The organism is Enterobacter sp. A8, from assembly GCF_004296595.1.
GTDB lineage: Bacteria > Pseudomonadota > Gammaproteobacteria > Enterobacterales > Enterobacteriaceae > Enterobacter > Enterobacter cloacae.
The window spans coordinates 287795-309435 of sequence record NZ_SCMF01000005.1 but is presented as its reverse complement, the minus strand read 5'-3'; the positions used below and the strand labels follow the sequence as shown (position 1 = coordinate 309435).

Genomic DNA, 21641 nt, shown 5'->3' with positions numbered 1-21641 from the left:
ACTTTTGGAATGAGCTATGTCTACAACAAAACTGACCCGCCGCGAACAGCGCGCACAAGCCCAACACTTCATCGACACTCTGGAAGGCACCGCTTTCCCGAACTCAAAACGCATTTACATCACCGGTTCACAGGCGGATATCCGCGTGCCAATGCGTGAAATCCAGCTTAGCCCGACCCTTATCGGTGGCAGCAAAGCGCACCCGCAGTATGAAGATAACGAAGCCGTTCCGGTGTATGACACTTCCGGTCCGTACGGCGATCCTGCGGTTGCCATTAACGTTCAGCAGGGTCTGGCGAAATTGCGCCAGCCGTGGATTGACGCGCGTAACGACTGCGAAGAGCTCTCTGACCGCAGCTCGGCGTACACCAAAGCGCGTCTGGCCGACGATGGTCTTGATGAGCTGCGCTTCACCGGGTTGCTGACGCCGAAACGCGCGAAAGCAGGTAAATGCGTTACCCAGCTGCACTATGCCCGCCAGGGCATCGTCACGCCGGAGATGGAGTTTATCGCCATTCGTGAAAACATGGGTCGCGAGCGTATCCGCAGCGAGGTGTTACGCCACCAGCATCCGGGAGAAGGCTTCGGGGCACGTCTGCCGGAAAACATCACGCCGGAGTTTGTGCGTGATGAAGTGGCCGCTGGCCGCGCGATTATCCCTGCCAACATCAATCACCCGGAATCTGAACCAATGATCATTGGCCGCAACTTCCTGGTGAAGGTCAACGCCAATATCGGCAACTCAGCCGTGACCTCCTCCATTGAAGAAGAGGTGGAAAAACTGGTCTGGTCGACACGCTGGGGCGCGGACACGGTGATGGACCTCTCCACAGGGCGTTACATCCACGAAACCCGCGAGTGGATCCTGCGCAATAGCCCGGTGCCTATCGGAACGGTGCCCGTTTATCAGGCACTGGAGAAGGTGAACGGTATTGCCGAAGACCTCACCTGGGAAGCCTTCCGCGACACGCTGCTGGAGCAGGCTGAACAGGGAGTCGACTACTTCACCATTCACGCGGGCGTGCTGCTGCGCTACGTGCCGATGACGGCGAAGCGTCTGACCGGTATTGTCTCGCGCGGCGGCTCTATCATGGCCAAATGGTGCCTGTCGCACCATAAAGAAAACTTCCTCTACGAACACTTCCGCGAGATCTGTGAAATCTGTGCCGCGTACGATGTCTCCCTGTCGCTGGGCGACGGCCTGCGTCCGGGCTCCATTCGTGATGCCAACGACGAAGCGCAGTTTGCCGAACTGCATACCCTGGGTGAGCTGACCAAAATCGCCTGGGAGTATGACGTGCAGGTGATGATTGAAGGCCCGGGACACGTGCCAATGCAGATGATCCGCCGCAACATGACCGAAGAGCTGGAGCACTGCCACGAAGCGCCGTTCTATACCCTGGGGCCGTTGACCACGGATATCGCTCCGGGCTATGACCACTTCACCTCCGGGATTGGTGCGGCGATGATCGGCTGGTTCGGCTGCGCCATGCTCTGCTATGTGACGCCGAAAGAGCACCTCGGCCTGCCCAACAAAGAAGATGTGAAGCAGGGGCTGATCACCTACAAAATCGCCGCCCACGCCGCGGACCTGGCCAAAGGCCACCCCGGCGCGCAAATCCGCGACAACGCCATGTCGAAGGCGCGCTTTGAATTCCGCTGGGAAGACCAGTTCAACCTGGCGCTCGATCCTTTCACTGCCCGCGCGTATCACGATGAAACCCTGCCGCAGGAGTCGGGCAAAGTGGCGCATTTCTGCTCCATGTGCGGGCCAAAATTCTGCTCGATGAAAATCAGCCAGGAAGTCCGTGACTACGCCGCCGCGCAAACCATTGAAGTGGGTATGGCGGATATGTCAGAAACCTTCCGCGCGAAGGGCGGCGAAATCTACCTCAAAAAAGAGGAGGCGTAATGTATCAGCCTGATTTCCCTTGCGTTCCCTTCCGTTTAGGGCTCTATCCGGTGGTGGACAGCGTAGCGTGGATCGAACGCCTGCTGGCGTGCGGCGTTCGCACAATCCAGCTGCGCATTAAGGATAAACGTGATGACGAGGTGGAGGCCGATGTGGTCGCCGCCATCGCGCTGGGGCGTCGCTACGACGCGCGCCTGTTTATCAACGACTACTGGCGACTGGCCGTTAAGCACCAGGCGTACGGTGTGCATCTGGGTCAGGAGGACCTGGAAACAACGGACCTGAGCGCTATCCGGGACGCTGGATTAAGACTGGGGGTGTCAACACACGACGACATGGAGATCGACGTGGCGCTGGCGGCTCGCCCTTCGTACATCGCACTTGGCCATGTTTTTCCGACGCAGACCAAACAGATGCCCTCTGCCCCACAGGGGCTGACGCAGCTGGCGGCGCACGTTAAACGCCTTGCCGATTACCCTACCGTCGCGATCGGTGGGATCAGCCTGGAACGCGCTCCTGCCGTGCTGGATACCGGTGTCGGCAGTATCGCTGTCGTCAGCGCCATTACCCAGGCGGCAGACTGGCAGGCCGCCACCGCACAGCTGTTAAAGCTGGCAGGAGCAGGCGATGAATGATCGTGATTTTATGCGCTACAGCCGCCAGATCCTGCTGGAGGATATTGCCATTGACGGGCAGCAAAAGCTGCTCGCCAGCCGGGTCCTGATTGTTGGTCTGGGCGGATTAGGCGCTCCTGCCGCGCTCTATCTGGCAGGCGCGGGCGTGGGCACGCTGGTTCTGGCCGATGACGACGAGGTACATATCAGTAACCTGCAGCGACAAATCCTCTTCACCACGGAGGATGTTAACCAGCCCAAAGCGCAAATCACCCGCAAAAGGCTGAAGCAGTTGAACCCGGACATCACGCTCATCGCGCACCAGGAGCGACTCCACGGCGACACTCTGCAGCGCGAAGTCGCCCTTGCTGATGCGGTGCTGGACTGCACCGACAATATGGCGACCCGCCAGGCCATTAACGCCGCCTGCGTGGCACAGAATACGCCGCTTATCACCGCCAGTGCGGTCGGTTTCGGCGGGCAGATGATGGTGCTGACCCCGCCCTGGGCGCAGGGCTGTTATCGCTGCCTGTGGCCGGATGATGCCGAGCCGGAGCGCAACTGCCGCACCGCGGGCATACTGGGCCCGGTGGTAGGCGTGATGGGGACCCTGCAGGCGCTGGAAGCCATTAAATTGCTCAGCGGTATGGAAACAGAGCGCAATACGCTGCGGCTGTTTGATGCCCGCTCCAGCGGCTGGCGTCATCTGGCACTGCACCGCGCCAGCCACTGTCCGGTGTGCGGAGGCTGCAATGCGCATTCTGTTTAATGATGAGCCGATGAAATGCGATGACGGTCTCACCGTTGCCGCGCTACTCGAGAAGCTGCGCCAGCTCAAGCCGGGAACGGCGCTGGCGCTTAATCAACAGATCCTGCCGCGTGAGCAGTGGGAACATCAGCAGGTGAGCGAAGGCGACCAGATCCTGCTGTTTCAGGTTATCGCCGGGGGCTGAGATGTTACGTATTGCTGATAAAGTCTTTGATTCACATCTGTTTACCGGGACCGGAAAATTCGCCTCGCCGCAGCTGATGGTGGATGCCATCCGTGAAAGCGGCAGCCAGCTGGTGACGCTGGCGCTCAAGCGCGTCGATCTGCGCCATCACAGCGACGCCATTCTGGCACCGTTGCTGGATGCTGACGTTACCCTGCTGCCCAATACCTCCGGTGCGAAAACGGCTGAAGAAGCGATTTTTGCGGCTCAGCTGGCCCGTGAAGCGCTGGGTACCCACTGGCTGAAACTGGAAATACATCCGGATGCGCGCTGGCTGTTGCCCGACCCCATCGAAACGTTAAAAGCGGCCGAAAAGCTGGTGCAGCAAGGCTTTACCGTTCTGCCCTACTGCGGGGCCGATCCCGTGCTGTGTAAACGGCTGGAAGAGGTCGGCTGCGCTGCCGTCATGCCGCTGGGTGCCCCGATTGGTTCTAATCAGGGACTGGAGACCCGCGCCATGCTGGAGATCATCATTGAGCAAGCCACCGTGCCGGTGGTGGTGGATGCAGGCATTGGCGTGCCCAGCCATGCCGCCCAGGCGCTGGAGATGGGAGCAAGTGCCGTGCTGGTGAACACGGCCATTGCGGTCGCCGACGACCCCATCAGGATGGCCCGTGCGTTCCGCATGGCCGTGGAGGCTGGCTTGCTGGCACGAGAGTCTGGCCCGGGAATGCGCAGTTTTCAGGCACAGGCCACCAGCCCGTTGACCGGGTTTCTGGAGGCGCTCTCATGACCACCTTTACCGACCGCTGGCGGCAGCTTAACTGGGACGATATTGCCCTGCGTATCAACAGTAAAACGCAGGCTGATGTAGAGCGCGCCTTACAAGCCCGTCACCTGTCCCGCGACGATATGATGGCCCTGCTCTCTCCGGCGGCGAGCACCTTTCTTGAGCCGATGGCCCAGCGCGCTCAGAGGCTCACCCGCCAGCGTTTTGGCAACACGGTGAGCTTTTACGTACCGCTCTACCTCTCTAACCTGTGCGCGAATGACTGCACCTACTGCGGCTTCTCCATGAGCAACCGCATCAAGCGGAAAACACTCGATGAGAGCGAAATCGCCCGTGAGTGTGCCGCCATCCGTGAAATGGGTTTTGAGCATCTCCTGCTGGTCACGGGTGAACATCAGAGCAAAGTCGGGATGGACTATTTTCGACAGCACCTTCCGGCCATTCGCCGTCAGTTCGCGTCGCTACAGATGGAGGTTCAACCCCTGTCGCAGGAGGAATACGCGGAGCTTAAAACCCTCGGGCTGGACGGAGTGATGGTGTATCAGGAAACCTACCACGAGGCGACGTATGCCCGGCATCACCTGAAGGGAAAGAAACAGGATTTCTTCTTCCGGCTGGAGACCCCGGACAGGCTGGGCCGGGCCGGGATCGACAAAATCGGTCTGGGCGCGCTGATTGGGCTGTCAGATAGCTGGCGAGTGGATTGCTACATGGTAGCGGAACACCTGCTATGGTTGCAGCAGCACTACTGGCAAAGCCGTTACTCCATCTCTTTCCCACGCTTGCGACCGTGTACGGGAGGTGTTGAACCCGCCTCGGTGATGGACGAACGTCAGCTGGTCCAGGCCATCTGTGCGTTTCGCCTGCTTGCCCCGGAGGTTGAATTATCCCTCTCGACGCGTGAATCTCCTGCGTTTCGTGACCGCGTGATCCCGCTTGCGATTAACAACGTCAGTGCGTTCTCCAAAACGCAGCCAGGGGGCTACGCCGATGACCATCCGGAGCTGGAACAATTCGCGCCACATGATGGTCGACGGCCAGAAGCGGTTGCCGCCGCCCTGACCGCGCAGGGGTTACAACCAGTCTGGAAAGACTGGGATAGTTGGCTGGGAAGAGCCTCGCAAATGCGTTGAAACGCACTGCAAGCCGTTAAAAAATTGTCGAGGCGCTCTGGAGAGTCACAACCGGACGATTGTCATCTATCGTCCGGTTTTTTATTGTCATGCCGTCAGCAACGGAAGCTGACCAGGGCGAAAAGCTTCTTCCTCGTTTCGCCCTGCCTCTGATTCATTGCACACGCCGCCCGCCAGTGAATGAGTATTTTCTTAATGGTTCTTAAGATAAATCATCTCATCTGAAACTGTGTTCCGTATAATTCACAGCTAACCGCAGGACAGCGACTATGCTGAGAGGATATCGGCAGACGAAAAAACTCACCATCAGGATTGATGTACAACTCATGGCACTTCACAGCAGAAAGCTCTCTTTTACCCGACCCATTATGCTCAGCTTTGCTGGGATCCTGTGCAGTTTTGCGCTGATCGCGGTCGTGGTTACCCTTTCACAACAAAAAGATTTTCTTGAGGATTATCATAAGATTAATGGTAACTTCACCCACAACCTGGCGGTGAACTACACCGAATCTATCCTGCGTGAAAACGACTATATCCTTGGGCGTTCGGCGCTCTATTTTGCACGCAACGACACGCTGAACGAGATGCTGAACGTCAATCCGTCTCAGGGGCTACAGATGTTGATGCATCTACAGAACCTGATGCCGACCGTCTCTTCCATTTCTCTGACAGACACCCAGGGCCGTTATCTGCGCGCGCCGGAGGTACTTCCCACGGAAAAGAGCAAAACCTTCGATCCCCGGACGCGTCCATGGTTCATCGCCCAGGCGGAAGCCAGCATCTTCAGCCACTATACCCGCCCCTACATGGACTATTTTACCGGGCATCCCACGGTCACTCTTTATAAGCCGTTGATTTCGCCGGAAGGACGGCTCAAGGGTACAATAGCATTTCATCTCGATTTGACCTCCATGGGGTTTACCCTTCGTCAGATGGTAGCGCCTGTACAAGGGGAATTCTTTGTTGTCGAACGCGACGGTGCCGTGGTGCTTCACCCTGATCCGGGCGCACTCTTCAAGCAGTACGTGAGCGAAGCGCTGATGGACAAAATGACCAGCGGCGAAGGCCATCTGTATGATAAGAAAACCAAAGCCTGGTATTACTACTACTCCTTCACCAACCCGGACTGGTTTGTCATCTACCGGGTTTCGGGCGCAACACTCACCGACATTACCCGCCATGAGACCACTATCGTCGGCTGGGGTTTTGCGCTGGCGGCCATCATTATCATCCTCTTCGGTCTGTACCTGCGCCATGAGTCGCGTACCGTGCTGATGACGATTATCAACGCCATCAAAACCGGCGACGTCAACCAGGCTCCGCGTCTGGAAGCGATGCTTAGCCATACTATCCAGTCCAACAAAGCGCGTGAGATGGCCTATGTGCGCCAGGCCACCCATGATGCACTCACCGGCTGCAAAAACCGCCGGGCATTTGATAGCGATGTGGATGAGCTACTCAGTGCCCACCAGCCTTTCGCCCTGGCGCTGATTGACATCGACAACTTTAAATCGATTAACGACACCTGGGGTCACCTGAGCGGTGATATTGTCCTGCGTAACGTGGCGCGTGAAGGGATCCTGATAATGCAGCCGCATAACGTCTCGGTTTACCGCTACGGTGGAGAAGAGTTCGCAGTGATTTTCCAGGCTGACCAGATCGCTAGCGCATTCTCGTTACTGGACGCGTGGCGAACCGCCGTTGAAAAACGCGTCTGGCGGGAAGAAAACCTGCGGGTAACGTTCAGTGCCGGTCTGGGGGAATGGCATTTCGAACCGCTGGAGGAGCTGGTGGGGAGCGTAGATAACGCCCTCTACAGCGCGAAACAACAGGGAAAAAACCGCATTATTCGAACGTCTGTCGGCTGATTTTCGCTGCCCGGCGCAAAATTGTAACCGGTTTCAGAAAAATGCCGATTTCTTTGTGATGCCTGACACACAATCACCGTAAAGCGGTTGTTGAAGCAGTCTGCACGGGATAATTATCAATAAACACATGTAGATCGAGGCTGATTATGAAGAACATCGTTTTATGCTGTGCAGCGGGAATGTCAACGAGCATGCTGGTTCAACGTATGAAAGACGCCGCGCAGAAAAAAGGGGTTGAAGTCACCATTAAAGCCGTTCCGGTCGCGGAATTTAAAGACAACATCGCGACGGCCGACATCGTATTACTGGGGCCACAGGTTAAATACGAGCAGGCGAAACTTCAGGCCCAGGCCGAGCCGCTGGGTAAAAAGGTCGCGGTGATCGACATGATGGATTACGGCATGATGAAAGGTGATGCCGTACTGGAAAAAGCGCTCAAACTGCTGGAGTCATAATGGAAGACTTAGAAACGACAATCATGGAACTGCTGGTCAACGCGGGTGCGGCGCGCAGTGCTGCCCTGACGGCATTACAGATGGCGCGTAAAGGTGACTTTGACGGGGCCGAAAAGGCGATGGAAGAGTCGCGCGAGTATGTGAAGCATGCGCACACCATCCAGACACAGCTTATTGGTCTTGATGAAGGCACCGGGAAGCTTCCGGTTAACCTGATTACCGTTCACTCTCAGGATCACCTGATGAACGCGATGGTGATCCAGGATCTGGCGGGCGATATGATTGAGCTTTATCGACGCATACCGTTGCTGAATTAAAAGCTACAGCTGTAAAAAAACCCGCCGAGGCGGGTTTTTTATTTACGGCATCAACGATTACTCGTTGTCGGAACCGCCCAGACCTGCGTTCAGCAGCTCTGCCAGGCTCGCGGATGCATCTTCAGCAGTCACCTGCGGTGCAGCTGGCAGTTCGCCTGCAGCACGACGACGCATACGATCCTGATGGTACGCATAACCGGTACCCGCCGGGATCAGACGACCCACGATAACGTTCTCTTTCAGACCGCGCAGTTCATCACGTTTACCTGCAACAGCGGCTTCGGTCAGGACACGAGTGGTTTCCTGGAACGATGCTGCAGAGATGAAGGACTCGGTTGCCAGAGACGCTTTGGTGATACCCAGCAGATCGCGCGAGAAGGTCGCACCGATTTTGCCGTTCGCTTCCAGTTCGCGGTTAGCGATCTTGACGCGTGAGTACTCAACCTGCTCGCCTTCCAGGAACTCGGAGCTGCCCGCGTTCTCGATGGTCGCTTTACGCAGCATCTGACGAACGATAACTTCGATGTGTTTATCGTTAATCTTAACGCCCTGCAGACGGTATACGTCCTGTACTTCGTTAACAATGTAACGCGTAACAGCATGCACACCACGCAGACGCAGGATGTCGTGCGGCGCTTCTGGACCGTCGGAAACCACGTCACCACGTTCTACGCGTTCACCTTCGAACACGTTGAGCTGACGCCACTTAGGAATCATCTCTTCGTACGGCTCGCTGCCATCTACCGGGGTGATAACCAGACGGCGTTTACCTTTGGTCTCTTTACCGAAGGAGATGATACCGCTGATTTCAGCCAGGATTGCCGGCTCTTTCGGACGACGTGCTTCGAACAGGTCCGCAACGCGTGGCAGACCACCGGTGATGTCCTTGGTACCGCCGGATTCCTGAGGAATACGCGCCAGGGTGTCACCAGAGCTGATCTGTACGCCATCTTCCAGCTGTACAATCGCTTTACCAGGCAGGAAGTACTGCGCAGGCATATCGGTACCAGGGATCAGAACGTCGTTACCCTGAGCATCAACGATTTTCAGTGCAGGACGCAGATCTTTACCGCCGGTAGTACGTTCAGCAGAATCCAGAACTACCAGAGAAGACAGACCGGTCAGCTCGTCAGTCTGACGAGTAATGGTCTGGCCGTCGATCATGTCAGTGAAGCGGATGAAACCACTCACTTCGGTGATAACTGGCATGGTGTGTGGATCCCAGTTTGCAACGGTTTCACCGCCGGCAACCTGCTCGCCATCACCTTTCGCCATAACAGCACCGTAAGGCACTTTATAGCTCTCTTTGGTACGACCGAATTCGTCGATCAGCTTCAGTTCGGTGTTACGAGAAGTGATAACCAGTTTACCGCTGGAGTTCACAACCGATTTCGCGTTGCTGAGCTTGATGCTACCTTTGTTTTTCACCTGGATGCTGGATTCAGCAGCCGCACGAGATGCCGCACCACCGATGTGGAACGTACGCATCGTCAGCTGTGTACCCGGCTCACCGATGGACTGTGCCGCGATAACGCCGATGGCTTCACCTTTGTTGATGATGTGGCCACGTGCCAGGTCACGACCGTAGCAGTGCGCACATACACCAAAGTCGGTGTCACAGGATACAACGGAACGCACTTTCACGGAGTCAACAGAGTTCGCTTCCAGCAGGTCACACCACTGTTCGTGCAGCAGCGTGTTGCGTGGAACCAGAATGTCTGCGGTACCCGGCTTCAGAATGTCTTCCGCGGTAACACGACCCAGTACGCGATCGCGCAGTGGCTCTTTAACATCACCACCCTCGATAACCGGAGTCATGGTGATACCTTCAAGGGTGCCACAATCGTCTTCGGTCACCACCAGATCCTGCGCAACGTCAACCAGACGACGCGTCAGATAACCGGAGTTCGCTGTTTTCAGTGCGGTATCCGCCAGACCTTTACGCGCACCGTGCGTGGAGATGAAGTACTGGAGTACGTTCAGACCTTCACGGAAGTTCGCGGTGATTGGCGTTTCGATGATGGAGCCATCTGGCTTCGCCATCAGACCACGCATACCTGCCAGCTGACGAATCTGTGCTGCAGAACCACGTGCACCGGAGTCGGCCATCATGTAAATGCTGTTGAAGGAAACCTGCTGCTCTTCTACGCCGTCACGGTTAATCACGGTTTCGGTTTGCAGGTTATCCATCATCGCTTTGGATACACGATCGTTCGCCGCAGCCCAGATATCGATAACTTTGTTGTAGCGTTCGCCCGCGGTTACCAGACCAGACTGGAACTGCTCCTGGATTTCCGCAACTTCAGCTTCTGCTTCAGAGATGATCTCGTGTTTCTTCTCTGGGATGACCATGTCATCGATACCAACAGATGCACCTGAACGCGCTGCATAAGCAAAGCCGGTGTACATTGTCTGGTCAGCGAAGATAACAGTCGGCTTCAGACCCAGAATGCGGTAACAGGTGTTCAGCATTTTGGAGATCGCTTTCTTACCCAGCGCCTGGTTGACGATGGAGAAAGGCAGACCTTTCGGTACGATCATCCACAGAATGGCACGGCCGATAGTCGTGTCTTTCAGGCTGGTTTTCGCAACGAATTCGCCGTTAGCATCTTTTTCGTATTCAGTGATACGCACTTTAACGCGCGCATGCAGAGAGGCCAGGCCAGCGCGATAAATACGCTCAGCTTCTTTCGGGCCAGTCAGCACCATGCCTTCGCCTTTAGCGTTAACACAGTCACGGGTCATGTAGTACAGACCCAATACAACGTCCTGAGAAGGAACGATGATTGGCTCGCCGTTCGCTGGAGACAGGATGTTGTTGGTAGACATCATCAGCGCACGCGCTTCGAGCTGGGCTTCCAGCGTCAGCGGTACGTGAACAGCCATCTGGTCACCATCGAAGTCGGCGTTATACGCCGCACAAACCAGTGGGTGCAGCTGAATAGCTTTACCTTCGATCAGGACTGGCTCAAATGCCTGGATACCCAGACGGTGCAGAGTTGGTGCACGGTTCAGCAGTACCGGGTGTTCGCGGATCACTTCGTCCAGGATATCCCAAACGACAGCTTCTTCACGCTCAACCATTTTCTTAGCGGCTTTGATGGTGGTGGCGAGTCCTCGCAGTTCCAGTTTGCCGTAGATGAATGGTTTGAACAGCTCCAGTGCCATTTTCTTCGGCAGACCGCACTGATGCAGACGCAGGTATGGACCTACGGTGATTACAGAACGACCGGAGTAGTCAACACGCTTACCGAGCAGGTTCTGACGGAAACGACCCTGTTTACCTTTGATCATGTCGGCCAAAGATTTCAGAGGACGTTTGTTAGAACCGGTGATCGCACGACCGCGACGACCGTTATCCAGCAGGGCATCTACCGCTTCCTGCAGCATACGTTTTTCGTTGCGTACGATAATGTCCGGCGCAGCCAGATCCAGCAGACGTTTCAGACGGTTGTTACGGTTGATCACGCGACGATACAGATCGTTCAGATCGGACGTTGCGAAACGACCACCATCCAGCGGAACCAGCGGACGCAGATCTGGCGGCAGAACCGGCAGAACGGTCAGGATCATCCACTCTGGCTTGTTACCAGACTGAACGAACGCTTCCAGCAGTTTGATACGCTTGGTCAGCTTTTTACGCTTGGTTTCGGAGTTGGTTTCGTTCAGCTCTTCACGCAGCTGCTCGCACTCTTGCTCCAGATCCATGCTCTTCAGCAGGGCCTGAATAGCTTCCGCACCCATCTTCGCATCGAATTCGTCACCGAACTCTTCCAGCGCGTCCAGATACTGCTCTTCAGTCAGGATCTGGTGACGTTCCAGGTTCGTCATCCCGCCTTCGATAACCACATAAGATTCGAAGTACAGAACACGTTCGATATCGCGCAGCGGCATATCCAGCAGCAGGCCGATACGGGACGGCAGAGATTTCAGGAACCAGATGTGAGCAGTCGGAGACGCCAGCTCGATGTGGCCCATGCGCTCACGGCGCACTTTGGTCTGGGTCACTTCAACGCCGCACTTCTCACAGATCACACCACGGTGTTTCAGGCGCTTGTACTTACCGCACAGGCACTCGTAATCTTTTACTGGCCCGAAAATACGTGCACAGAAAAGGCCGTCACGCTCAGGTTTGAACGTACGGTAGTTGATGGTTTCCGGCTTTTTAACTTCACCGAAAGACCATGAACGGATCATGTCTGGCGAAGCCAGAGCAATTTTGATCGCATCAAACTCTTCGGTTTTAGTTTGCGCTTTCAGAAACTTTAATAAGTCTTTCACGGATTTGCTCCCGTCGGAGTTAGCACACTCTGCTGTCGGGCGTTAACCCGACAGCAGTGACCTGTTTGAGCGAGAATTACTCGTCTTCCAGTTCGATGTTGATACCCAGCGAACGAATCTCTTTCAACAGTACGTTGAAGGACTCTGGCATGCCCGGTTCCATCTGATGGTTGCCGTCCACGATGTTCTTATACATCTTGGTACGACCGTTCACGTCATCAGACTTAACGGTGAGCATTTCCTGCAGGGTGTATGCTGCGCCGTATGCTTCCAGCGCCCACACTTCCATCTCCCCGAAGCGCTGACCACCGAACTGTGCCTTACCACCCAGCGGCTGCTGAGTAACCAGGCTGTAAGAACCGGTAGAACGAGCGTGCATTTTGTCGTCGACCAGGTGGTTCAGTTTCAGCATGTACATGTAACCTACGGTTACCGGACGCTCGAACTGTTCACCGGTACGGCCGTCAAACAGCGTAATCTGACCAGACGTTGGCAGACCACCCAGTTGCAGCAGCTCTTTAATTTCAGCTTCTTTTGCACCGTCGAATACCGGCGTTGCAATTGGCATACCTTTGCGCAGGTTCTCTGCCAGACGCAGCACTTCTTCATCGCTGAAGGTGTTCAGGTCGACTTTCTGACGCACATCGGTGCCCAGATCGTAGGCACGCTGGATGAATTCGCGCAGTTTCGCGACTTCCTGCTGCTGTTTCAGCATGGCGTTAATCTTGTCGCCGATACCTTTCGCAGCCATACCCAGGTGGGTTTCCAGAATCTGACCGATGTTCATACGAGACGGTACGCCCAGTGGGTTCAGTACGATATCTACCGGCGTACCGTTAGCATCGTGCGGCATATCTTCGATCGGGTTGATCTTAGAGATAACACCCTTGTTACCGTGACGACCTGCCATCTTATCACCAGGCTGGATCTGACGTTTAACAGCCAGATACACCTTAACAATCTTCAGCACGCCTGGTGCCAGATCGTCGCCCTGAGTGATTTTGCGGCGTTTCGCTTCGAGTTTTTTCTCGAACTCGTGTTTCAGTTCGTCATACTGCTCAGCCAGCTGTTCCAGCTGATTTTGTTTCTCTTCGTCGGTCAGGCCCAGTTCCAGCCAGCGATCGCGTGGCAGTTTGTCGAGCTTCTCAGCTTCAACGCCACCGGCAACCAGCACCGCGTAGATACGGCTGAACAGACCCGCTTCGAGGATCTGCAGTTCTTCAGACAGGTCTTTCTTAGCCTGTTTGAGCTGCATCTCTTCGATTTCCAGCGCACGTTTATCTTTCTCAACGCCGTCACGGGTGAAGACCTGAACGTCGATAACCGTACCGGAAACACCGTTTGGTACGCGCAGAGAAGAGTCTTTAACGTCAGACGCTTTCTCACCGAAGATTGCACGCAGCAGTTTCTCTTCTGGCGTCAGCTGGGTTTCACCTTTCGGCGTTACCTTACCAACCAGAATGTCGCCGCCGGTCACTTCCGCACCGATGTAAACGATACCGGATTCATCCAGTTTGGAGAGCGCAGCTTCACCCACGTTAGGGATGTCAGCGGTGATCTCTTCTGGCCCCAGCTTGGTGTCACGGGACACACAGGCCAGTTCCTGAATGTGGATGGTGGTGAAACGATCTTCCTGTACCACACGTTCGGAGACGAGGATGGAGTCTTCGAAGTTGTAACCGTTCCACGGCATGAACGCTACGCGCATGTTCTGACCGAGCGCCAGTTCACCGAGGTCGGTGGACGGACCGTCTGCCAGCACGTCGCCGCGCTCAACTGGCTCACCCAGAGATACGCAAGGCATCTGGTTGATACAGGTGTTCTGGTTAGAACGGGTGTATTTGGTCAAGTTGTAGATGTCGATACCCGCTTCGCCCGGATACATCTCGTCTTCGTTAACTTTGATAACGATACGGGATGCGTCAACGTACTGAACGGTACCGCCACGCTTAGCCACTGCAGTAACACCGGAGTCAACGGCAACAGCACGTTCCATACCGGTACCAACCAGCGGCTTATCAGCACGCAGAGTTGGAACGGCCTGACGTTGCATGTTCGCACCCATCAATGCACGGTTGGCGTCATCGTGTTCCAGGAACGGGATCAGGGACGCACCGACGGATACCACCTGCTGGGTGGATACGTCCATGTAGTCAACCTGGTCGCGGCTGAACAAGCTGGATTCGCCTTTGCTACGGCAGGTAACCAGATCTTCTACAAAGTGGCCTTCGTCATCCAGGTTGGAGTTCGCCTGAGCGATAACGTAGTTGCCTTCTTCAATAGCAGACAGGTAATGAATTTCGTCGGTAACAACACCGTCAGTCACTTTACGGTACGGGGTCTCAAGGAAACCGTATTCGTTTGTCTGTGCGTACACGGACAGGGAGTTGATCAGACCGATGTTTGGACCTTCAGGCGTTTCGATTGGACATACGCGACCGTAGTGAGTCGGGTGTACGTCTCGAACTTCGAAGCCTGCGCGTTCACGGGTCAGACCGCCTGGGCCGAGTGCAGAGATACGACGTTTGTGCGTGATCTCAGACAGCGGGTTGTTCTGGTCCATGAACTGAGACAGCTGGCTGGAACCGAAGAACTCTTTCACGGCTGCAGAAATCGGCTTGGCGTTGATCATATCCTGAGGCATCAGGGTATCCAGATCGCCCAGAGACAGACGCTCTTTCACCGCACGCTCTACACGCACCAGGCCAACGCGGAACTGGTTTTCCGCCATTTCGCCTACGGAACGGATACGACGGTTGCCGAGGTGGTCGATATCGTCCACTTCGCCTTTACCGTTACGGATATCGATGAGCTTCTTCATCACTTCGATGATGTCGTCTTTGCTCAGGATACCGGAACCTTCGATCTCATCGCGCAGCAGAGAGCGGTTGAACTTCATACGACCAACCGCAGACAGATCGTAGCGGTCTTCAGAGAAGAACAGGTTCTCGAACAGGCTTTCAGCCGCTTCGCGAGTTGGTGGCTCACCAGGACGCATCATGCGGTAGATTTCTACCAGCGCGCTCAGACGATCGTTGGTTGGGTCGACGCGTACAGTCTCAGAGATGTACGGACCGTGGTCCAGATCGTTAGTGAACAGCGTTTCGATACGTTTGTGGCCAGCCTGACTCAGCTTAGCCAGCAGATCCAGGCTCAGCTCCATGTTAGCCGGGCAGATCAGCTCGCCAGTTGATTCATCAACGTAATCTTTCGCGGCTACTTTTCCTGCAATGTATTCAACCGGAACTTCGATGTGTTTGATATCATCTTTTTCCAGCTGACGGATGTGGCGCGCGGTAATACGGCGACCTTTTTCCACATACACTTTGCCGTCGGCTTCGATGTCGAACGACGCGGTCTCACCACGCAGACGTTCCGGCACCAGCTCCATCTGCAGCTTGTTGTCGCGGATTTCAAAGATCACTTTTTCAAAGAACAGGTCCAGGATCTGTTCAGTGGTATAGTTCAGTGCGCGCAGAATGATGGTTGCAGGCAGTTTACGACGACGGTCGATACGGACAAACAGGTTGTCTTTTGGATCGAACTCGAAGTCCAGCCATGAACCACGGTAAGGAATGATGCGCGCGTTATACAGTACTTTACCGGAAGAGTGTGTTTTACCTTTATCGCTGTCGAAGAAGACGCCCGGGCTACGGTGCAGCTGGGAAACGATAACACGCTCAGTACCGTTGATAACGAAAGTACCGTTGTCTGTCATGAGTGGAATTTCACCCATGTAGACTTCTTGTTCTTTAATGTCTTTAACAGTGCCTTCCGGCGCTTCGCGCTCGTAGATCACCAGACGCAGTTTTACGCGCAGCGGTGCGGAATAGGTCACGCCACGGATCTGACATTCCTGAACGTCAAACACCGGTTCGCCAAGGCGGTAGCTGACGTACTGCAGCTCGGAGTTACCGCTGTAGCTCTGAATTGGGAACACGGAACGGAAGGCTGCTTCCAGACCGTACTGCCCTTCAGGATCTTGCTCGATAAACTTCTGGAACGAGTCAAGCTGGATAGAAAGGAGATATGGAATGTCCAGAACTTGTGGACGTTTACCAAAATCCTTACGAATACGTTTTTTCTCGGTATAGGAGTAAACCATAGGGTTCCTCAGCTCGCTGACAAGTCGACCCATCTGTCCGACGAAGGGACAGTTTGTGCAACACCATTTTGTGGACCGGAAAATTGAATACTTTCCGCAATACCTGTTGCTATCACGCTTAAACCATTTCATTGCGATTTACACAGAGCGAGCACCCTGTCGCAGTATATTAAGTCGTCGATAGAAACAAGCATTGAAAGACACATCGATAGTCAAACAGTGTGAAATGCTACCGAGGCCTTACAGCGCAAAAAGGCTGGTGACTAAAAAGTCACCAGCCATCAGCCTAATTACTTAGGCTGCAACCAGAAAAGTTGGCTTATTTAACTTCAACTTCAGCGCCAGCTTCTTCCAGAGATTTTTTCAGTGCTTCTGCGTCGTCTTTGCTCACGCCTTCTTTCAGCGCAGCTGGAGCAGATTCTACCAGGTCTTTAGCTTCTTTCAGACCCAGACCGGTAGCGCCACGAACAGCTTTGATTACTGCAACTTTGTTCGCGCCAGCAGCTTTCAGAATTACGTCGAATTCAGTTTTCTCTTCAGCAGCGTCAGCAGCTGGGCCAGCAGCAACAGCTACAGCAGCAGCAGCAGAAACACCGAATTTTTCTTCCATTGCAGAGATCAGCTCAACAACGTCCATTACGGACATAGCGGATACTGCTTCAATGATTTGATCTTTAGTGATAGACATTTAAATTGTTCCTGAATATCAGAATAAGTTTATACGTAAGCAGATGCTTTATAAAGATAACTGCGATTAAGCAGCTTCTTTCGCATCGCGTACAGCAGCCAGAGTACGAACCAGTTTGCCAGCCGAAGCTTCTTTCATGGTTGCCATCAGGCGTGCAATTGCTTCTTCGTAGGTCGGCAGAGTTGCCAGGCGGTCGATCTGAGACGCCGGGATCAGCTCACCTTCAAAGGCAGCGGCTTTGACCTCAAATTTTGCATTCGCTTTCGCGAACTCTTTGAACAGACGAGCAGCAGCGCCCGGGTGTTCCATAGAGTATGCAATCAGGGTCGGACCAACAAACGTGTCTTTCAGGCACTCAAAAGAGGTACCTTCAACAGCACGGCGCAGCAGGGTGTTACGAACAACACGCATGTAAACGCCAGCTTCACGACCTGCTTTACGCAGTTCAGTCATTTTATCTACAGTTACGCCACGGGAATCCGCAACTACTGCAGACAGCGCGCCTTTGGCTACTTCGCTGACTTCAGCAACAATCGCTTGTTTGTCTTGAAGATTTAAAGCCATTAGCTTTTGCTCCTGGATGTTTGCCGGAACTCATGTTCCGGAACTCACTTCACTCTTCCCAACGGAAAGAGCGTCTTAATACGGTGAGCAGAAACAAGCCAGAATATCCAAAAATAATCTTAGCGTTCTGTCACCGTCTACGCAGGGGATTAAGTCTCTTGCGAAACACCTGCGGTCTTCGACGGAGGCCTGGATTAGGCCAGGCTCCAACGAACAATTCTTTTAGCCGCTAACTTTCGTTAGCAAACGTGGGGGTAAGATTGTAGACAAAATCACCGCCCACGTAAAGGCATTAGTTTGCAGCAGCGCTCAGGCCAGCCTGGTCAACTGCAACACCTGCACCCATGGTGGTGGAGATGCTAACTTTCTTGATGTACACGCCTTTCGCCTGAGTTGGTTTTGCTTTTTTCAGCGCAACCAGCAGAGCTTCCAGGTTTTCTTTCAGTTTGTCAGCGTCGAAGTCCACTTTACCGATGGTGGTGTGGATGATGCCGTTTTTGTCGTTACGATAACGAACCTGACCTGCTTTAGCGTTCTTAACCGCTTCAGCAACGTTAGGGGTTACAGTACCCACTTTCGGGTTTGGCATCAGGCCGCGTGGACCCAGAACCTGGCCCAGCTGGCCAACAACGCGCATTGCATCTGGAGATGCGATAACAACGTCAAAGTTCATTTCGCCTTTTTTGATCTGGTCAGCCAGATCTTCCATACCTACCAGTTCAGCGCCAGCAGCTTTAGCAGCTTCTGCGTTTGCACCCTGAGTAAATACAGCTACGCGAACGGAACGGCCAGTACCGTGTGGCAGTACAGTTGCACCACGAACGTTCTGATCAGATTTACGAGCATCGATGCCCAGGTTAACAGCAACGTCAACGCTTTCAACGAACTTAGCGGTAGCCAGTTCTTTCAGCAGAGCGATAGCTTCGTTGATGTCGTACTGTTTGGTCGCATCAACTTTGTCACGGATCACGGACATGCGCTTGGTCAGTTTAGCCATTTCTTAGTCCTCCACTACCAGGCCCATGGAACGTGCAGTACCTTCGATAGAGCGAGTCATCGCTTCAATGTCGGCACCAGTCATGTCGGCAGCTTTGGTCTGCGCGATTTCCTGCAGCTGAGCGCGGGAAATTTTACCCACTTTGTCTTTGTTCGGTTTACCGGAACCAGACTTGATACCAGCCGCTTTCTTCAGCAGAACTGCTGCAGGAGGGGTTTTGGTAACGAAAGTGAAAGAACGGTCAGCGTAAACAGTGATTACAACTGGGATTGGCAGACCTTTTTCCAGGGATTCAGTTTTGGCGTTAAACGCTTTACAGAATTCCATGATGTTCACACCCTGCTGACCCAGAGCTGGACCAACTGGTGGACTTGGGTTCGCCATACCAGCTGCAACCTGCAGCTTGACGTAGGCTTGTACTTTCTTAGCCATTCTAAAATCCTCTGATTGGGTGATAGCGCCTCAGCGAGGCTCCCCGTGAATAAAATCGTTTTACAGGCCGTGGCCCATAAAAACAAAAGGCGCGAAATTGTATTCCAATCTCGCGCCCTGTGCAACGATTAAATCGCCGCTTTTTTGATCGCTGCTTAGGCTTTTTCTACCTGGGCAAAGTCCAGTTCTACCGGGGTCGCACGACCGAAGATAGAAACAGAAACTTTCAGGCGGGATTTCTCGTAATCCACTTCTTCGACCACGCCATTAAAGTCAGCAAACGGACCGTCATTAACACGAACCATTTCACCCGGTTCAAACAGCGTTTTCGGACGCGGCTTATCACCCACCTGCTGCAGGCGGTTCATAATCGCATCAACTTCTTTGTCGCTGATTGGCGCCGGACGGTCAGACGTGCCGCCGATAAAGCCCATCACGCGCGGTACGCTGCGCACAAGGTGCCAGCTCGCGTCGTTCATAACCATCTGAACCAGCACGTAACCCGGGAAGAATTTACGCTCGCTTTTGCGGCGTTGGCCGCCACGGATCTCGACCACTTCTTCGGTCGGAACCATAACTTCGCCAAATAACTCTTCCATGTTGTGTAATTTGATATGCTCACGCAGCGACGTTGCTACGCGGCCTTCAAAACCGGAAAACGCCTGAACGACGTACCAGCGCTTTTTAGGGGCTTCAGACATCTCAGAACCTCAGGCCAGTGATAAAGGATACCAGGCGAACCAGAATACCATCCAGTCCCCACAGGATCAGTGACATTACAGCGGTTACCGCCGCTACGATCAGCGTGGTGTGCAATGTTTCCTGGCGAGTCGGCCAAATTACCTTACGGACTTCGGTACGCGCTTCGCGGGCAAAAGCGACAGTCGCTTTGCCTTTTGTCGTCAACAGCGCGACACCACCCGCTGCAGCAATCAGAATTACCACTGCAAGCGCGCGTAGCGGCAGCATAATGTCACGATAAAGATAGTTGCCGACGATCGCTACGATCAGCAGAACGGCTACCACTACCCATTTCATCGCTTCCAGGCCGCGCCCGCTCCCTTGAGCTTCGGTATTCGCACTCATAAACCAACCTGTCAGAAGTATTCTACAAACATTTTCACCCCGCGATCGCGAGGCAAACCAAATCGAAATGCTAATTCGCTTTTCGAATTATACGCTCTCTGCAGAGCCTGTCTCAGCAATGATTATGACAAAAATAATCACTGATGAGCCAGGTTCTGGCGTGAAAGCGTGCAAAAAGGGCATCAAATGATGCCCTTTTATTGCGCATTGCGTCAAATGTTATCAGCAATTAGCCGAGAACTTTAGCAACCACGCCCGCGCCAACGGTACGGCCACCTTCACGGATTGCGAAACGCAGACCGTCGTCCATCGCGATTGGGTGGATCAGAGTCACAACCATCTTGATGTTGTCGCCTGGCATTACCATCTCTACGCCTTCTGGCAGTTCGATGGTACCGGTCACGTCAGTTGTACGGAAGTAGAACTGTGGACGGTAGCCTTTGAAGAACGGAGTATGACGGCCGCCTTCGTCTTTGGACAGGATGTACACTTCAGATTCGAACTTGGTGTGTGGCTTGATTGAGCCTGGCTTCGCCAGAACCTGACCACGTTCGATTTCTTCACGTTTGATACCACGCAGCAGAACACCAACGTTCTCACCAGCACGGCCTTCGTCCAGCAGTTTGCGGAACATTTCAACGCCAGTACAGGTAGACTTCGCAGTCTCTTTGATACCAACGATTTCAACTTCTTCACCCACTTTGATGATACCGCGCTCTACACGACCGGTAACAACGGTACCACGACCGGAGATGGAGAATACGTCTTCGATTGGCAGCAGGAATGGCTTATCAATCGCACGCTCTGGTTCTGGAATGTAAGAATCCAGGTAGCCAGCCAGTTCGATGATTTTCGCTTCCCACTCTGCGTCGCCTTCCAGCGCTTTCAGCGCGGAACCACGAACGATTGGGGTATCGTCGCCTGGGAAATCGTACTGAGACAGCAGTTCACGAACTTCCATCTCTACCAGTTCCAGCAGCTCTTCGTCATCAACCATGTCGCATTTGTTCAGGAACACGATGATGTAAGGAACGCCTACCTGACGACCCAGCAGGATGTGCTCACGAGTCTGAGGCATTGGGCCGTCAGTCGCAGCTACTACCAGGATCGCGCCGTCCATCTGCGCAGCACCGGTGATCATGTTTTTAACATAGTCGGCGTGGCCTGGGCAGTCTACGTGTGCGTAGTGGCGAGTCGGGGTGTCATACTCAACGTGAGAGGTGTTGATGGTGATACCACGAGCTTTTTCTTCTGGTGCGTTATCGATCTGGTCGAATGCACGAGCAGAACCACCGTAGGTTTTTGCCAGAACGGTAGTGATTGCAGCGGTCAGCGTTGTTTTACCATGGTCAACGTGGCCGATAGTACCGACGTTAACGTGCGGTTTTGTACGTTCAAACTTTTCTTTAGACATCGATTGTCCCTCTAAGACACGGATAAATCGGTGATATCACCACATCAACCAGG

18 protein-coding genes are annotated in these 21641 nt (G+C 54.1%); 9 read left to right on the top strand and 9 right to left on the bottom strand.

What is annotated here, in order from left to right; translation table 11 throughout:
* The first annotated feature begins 16 nt into the window (after window positions 1-16).
* The 9 genes from thiC (at window position 17) to EQV24_RS19420 (ending at window position 8021) form a co-directional block, all read left to right on the top strand.
* Window positions 17-1912 (top strand): phosphomethylpyrimidine synthase ThiC, encoded by a 1896-nt coding sequence (gene thiC / locus EQV24_RS19460; protein ID WP_020684620.1) that lies wholly within the window; start codon window positions 17-19, stop codon window positions 1910-1912.
* Window positions 1912-2547, top strand: coding sequence for a thiamine phosphate synthase (thiE, locus tag EQV24_RS19455; RefSeq protein WP_013095011.1), 636 nt, complete (start codon window positions 1912-1914; stop codon window positions 2545-2547). Before thiC ends, thiE begins: the two co-directional genes overlap by 1 nt.
* Window positions 2540-3295, top strand: a complete 756-nt coding sequence (locus EQV24_RS19450) for a HesA/MoeB/ThiF family protein (RefSeq protein WP_038418427.1) — start codon at window positions 2540-2542, stop codon at window positions 3293-3295. The genes thiE and EQV24_RS19450 overlap by 8 nt, the downstream gene beginning before the upstream one ends.
* Window positions 3279-3479 (top strand): sulfur carrier protein ThiS, encoded by a 201-nt coding sequence (gene thiS / locus EQV24_RS19445; protein WP_013095009.1) that lies wholly within the window; start codon window positions 3279-3281, stop codon window positions 3477-3479. The genes EQV24_RS19450 and thiS overlap by 17 nt, the downstream gene beginning before the upstream one ends.
* A gap of 1 nt (window position 3480) precedes the next feature.
* Window positions 3481-4251, top strand: coding sequence for a thiazole synthase (gene thiG, locus EQV24_RS19440; protein WP_038418425.1), 771 nt, complete (start codon window positions 3481-3483; stop codon window positions 4249-4251).
* On the top strand, window positions 4248-5381 hold the full coding sequence (thiH, locus tag EQV24_RS19435) for a 2-iminoacetate synthase ThiH (RefSeq protein ID WP_029883060.1): 1134 nt from the start codon (window positions 4248-4250) through the stop codon (window positions 5379-5381). Before thiG ends, thiH begins: the two co-directional genes overlap by 4 nt.
* Before the next feature lie 326 nt (window positions 5382-5707).
* Window positions 5708-7249, top strand: a complete 1542-nt coding sequence (locus EQV24_RS19430) for a sensor domain-containing diguanylate cyclase (RefSeq protein ID WP_130626944.1) — start codon at window positions 5708-5710, stop codon at window positions 7247-7249.
* A 146-nt stretch (window positions 7250-7395) separates the two neighbouring features.
* Window positions 7396-7704, top strand: a complete 309-nt coding sequence (locus EQV24_RS19425; RefSeq protein WP_023334100.1) for a PTS sugar transporter subunit IIB — start codon at window positions 7396-7398, stop codon at window positions 7702-7704.
* Window positions 7704-8021 (top strand): PTS lactose/cellobiose transporter subunit IIA, encoded by a 318-nt coding sequence (locus tag EQV24_RS19420; RefSeq protein WP_020684626.1) that lies wholly within the window; start codon window positions 7704-7706, stop codon window positions 8019-8021. The genes EQV24_RS19425 and EQV24_RS19420 overlap by 1 nt, the downstream gene beginning before the upstream one ends.
* Before the next feature lie 57 nt (window positions 8022-8078).
* On the opposite strand, the gene rpoC is transcribed toward EQV24_RS19420, so the two are convergent.
* The 9 genes from rpoC to tuf form a co-directional block, all read right to left on the bottom strand.
* The gene (gene rpoC, locus EQV24_RS19415) at window positions 8079-12302 is read right to left on the bottom strand and encodes a DNA-directed RNA polymerase subunit beta' (RefSeq protein WP_013095003.1); all 4224 of its coding nucleotides are present in this window, start codon (window positions 12300-12302) and stop codon (window positions 8079-8081) included.
* Between the two features lie 76 nt (window positions 12303-12378).
* The gene (gene rpoB / locus EQV24_RS19410; protein ID WP_008503453.1) at window positions 12379-16407 is read right to left on the bottom strand and encodes a DNA-directed RNA polymerase subunit beta; all 4029 of its coding nucleotides are present in this window, start codon (window positions 16405-16407) and stop codon (window positions 12379-12381) included.
* Window positions 16408-16726: 319 nt separating this feature from the next.
* On the bottom strand, window positions 16727-17095 hold the full coding sequence (gene rplL, locus EQV24_RS19405; RefSeq protein ID WP_013095002.1) for a 50S ribosomal protein L7/L12: 369 nt from the start codon (window positions 17093-17095) through the stop codon (window positions 16727-16729).
* A 66-nt stretch (window positions 17096-17161) separates the two neighbouring features.
* Entirely contained in the window at window positions 17162-17659 is a 498-nt protein-coding gene (rplJ, locus tag EQV24_RS19400; protein WP_013095001.1) for a 50S ribosomal protein L10, read from the bottom strand.
* Window positions 17660-17951: 292 nt separating this feature from the next.
* On the bottom strand, window positions 17952-18656 hold the full coding sequence (gene rplA, locus EQV24_RS19395) for a 50S ribosomal protein L1 (RefSeq protein ID WP_013095000.1): 705 nt from the start codon (window positions 18654-18656) through the stop codon (window positions 17952-17954).
* A 3-nt stretch (window positions 18657-18659) separates the two neighbouring features.
* Window positions 18660-19088 (bottom strand): 50S ribosomal protein L11, encoded by a 429-nt coding sequence (gene rplK, locus EQV24_RS19390; RefSeq protein WP_008503452.1) that lies wholly within the window; start codon window positions 19086-19088, stop codon window positions 18660-18662.
* A 155-nt stretch (window positions 19089-19243) separates the two neighbouring features.
* Entirely contained in the window at window positions 19244-19789 is a 546-nt protein-coding gene (gene nusG / locus EQV24_RS19385; RefSeq protein ID WP_003862341.1) for a transcription termination/antitermination protein NusG, read from the bottom strand.
* A gap of 1 nt (window position 19790) precedes the next feature.
* On the bottom strand, window positions 19791-20174 hold the full coding sequence (gene secE, locus EQV24_RS19380; protein WP_013094999.1) for a preprotein translocase subunit SecE: 384 nt from the start codon (window positions 20172-20174) through the stop codon (window positions 19791-19793).
* Between the two features lie 229 nt (window positions 20175-20403).
* Window positions 20404-21588 (bottom strand): elongation factor Tu, encoded by a 1185-nt coding sequence (gene tuf, locus EQV24_RS19375; protein ID WP_013094997.1) that lies wholly within the window; start codon window positions 21586-21588, stop codon window positions 20404-20406.
* Window positions 21589-21641 lie beyond the last annotated feature (53 nt).

What these genes read in the sequence shown, in the direction of transcription:
- thiC (WP_020684620.1), top strand. Translation starts at nt 17, where the DNA reads ATGTCTACAACAAAACTGACCCGCCGCGAACAGCGCGCACAAGCCCAA.
- thiE (WP_013095011.1), top strand. Translation starts at nt 1,912, where the DNA reads ATGTATCAGCCTGATTTCCCTTGCGTTCCCTTCCGTTTAGGGCTCTAT.
- EQV24_RS19450 (WP_038418427.1), top strand. Translation starts at nt 2,540, where the DNA reads ATGAATGATCGTGATTTTATGCGCTACAGCCGCCAGATCCTGCTGGAG.
- thiS (WP_013095009.1), top strand. Translation starts at nt 3,279, where the DNA reads ATGCGCATTCTGTTTAATGATGAGCCGATGAAATGCGATGACGGTCTC.
- thiG (WP_038418425.1), top strand. Translation starts at nt 3,481, where the DNA reads ATGTTACGTATTGCTGATAAAGTCTTTGATTCACATCTGTTTACCGGG.
- thiH (WP_029883060.1), top strand. Translation starts at nt 4,248, where the DNA reads ATGACCACCTTTACCGACCGCTGGCGGCAGCTTAACTGGGACGATATT.
- EQV24_RS19430 (WP_130626944.1), top strand. Translation starts at nt 5,708, where the DNA reads ATGGCACTTCACAGCAGAAAGCTCTCTTTTACCCGACCCATTATGCTC.
- EQV24_RS19425 (WP_023334100.1), top strand. Translation starts at nt 7,396, where the DNA reads ATGAAGAACATCGTTTTATGCTGTGCAGCGGGAATGTCAACGAGCATG.
- EQV24_RS19420 (WP_020684626.1), top strand. Translation starts at nt 7,704, where the DNA reads ATGGAAGACTTAGAAACGACAATCATGGAACTGCTGGTCAACGCGGGT.
- rpoB (WP_008503453.1), bottom strand. Translation starts at nt 16,407, where the DNA reads ATGGTTTACTCCTATACCGAGAAAAAACGTATTCGTAAGGATTTTGGT.
- rplL (WP_013095002.1), bottom strand. Translation starts at nt 17,095, where the DNA reads ATGTCTATCACTAAAGATCAAATCATTGAAGCAGTATCCGCTATGTCC.
- rplJ (WP_013095001.1), bottom strand. Translation starts at nt 17,659, where the DNA reads ATGGCTTTAAATCTTCAAGACAAACAAGCGATTGTTGCTGAAGTCAGC.
- rplA (WP_013095000.1), bottom strand. Translation starts at nt 18,656, where the DNA reads ATGGCTAAACTGACCAAGCGCATGTCCGTGATCCGTGACAAAGTTGAT.
- rplK (WP_008503452.1), bottom strand. Translation starts at nt 19,088, where the DNA reads ATGGCTAAGAAAGTACAAGCCTACGTCAAGCTGCAGGTTGCAGCTGGT.
- nusG (WP_003862341.1), bottom strand. Translation starts at nt 19,789, where the DNA reads ATGTCTGAAGCCCCTAAAAAGCGCTGGTACGTCGTTCAGGCGTTTTCC.
- secE (WP_013094999.1), bottom strand. Translation starts at nt 20,174, where the DNA reads ATGAGTGCGAATACCGAAGCTCAAGGGAGCGGGCGCGGCCTGGAAGCG.
- tuf (WP_013094997.1), bottom strand. Translation starts at nt 21,588, where the DNA reads ATGTCTAAAGAAAAGTTTGAACGTACAAAACCGCACGTTAACGTCGGT.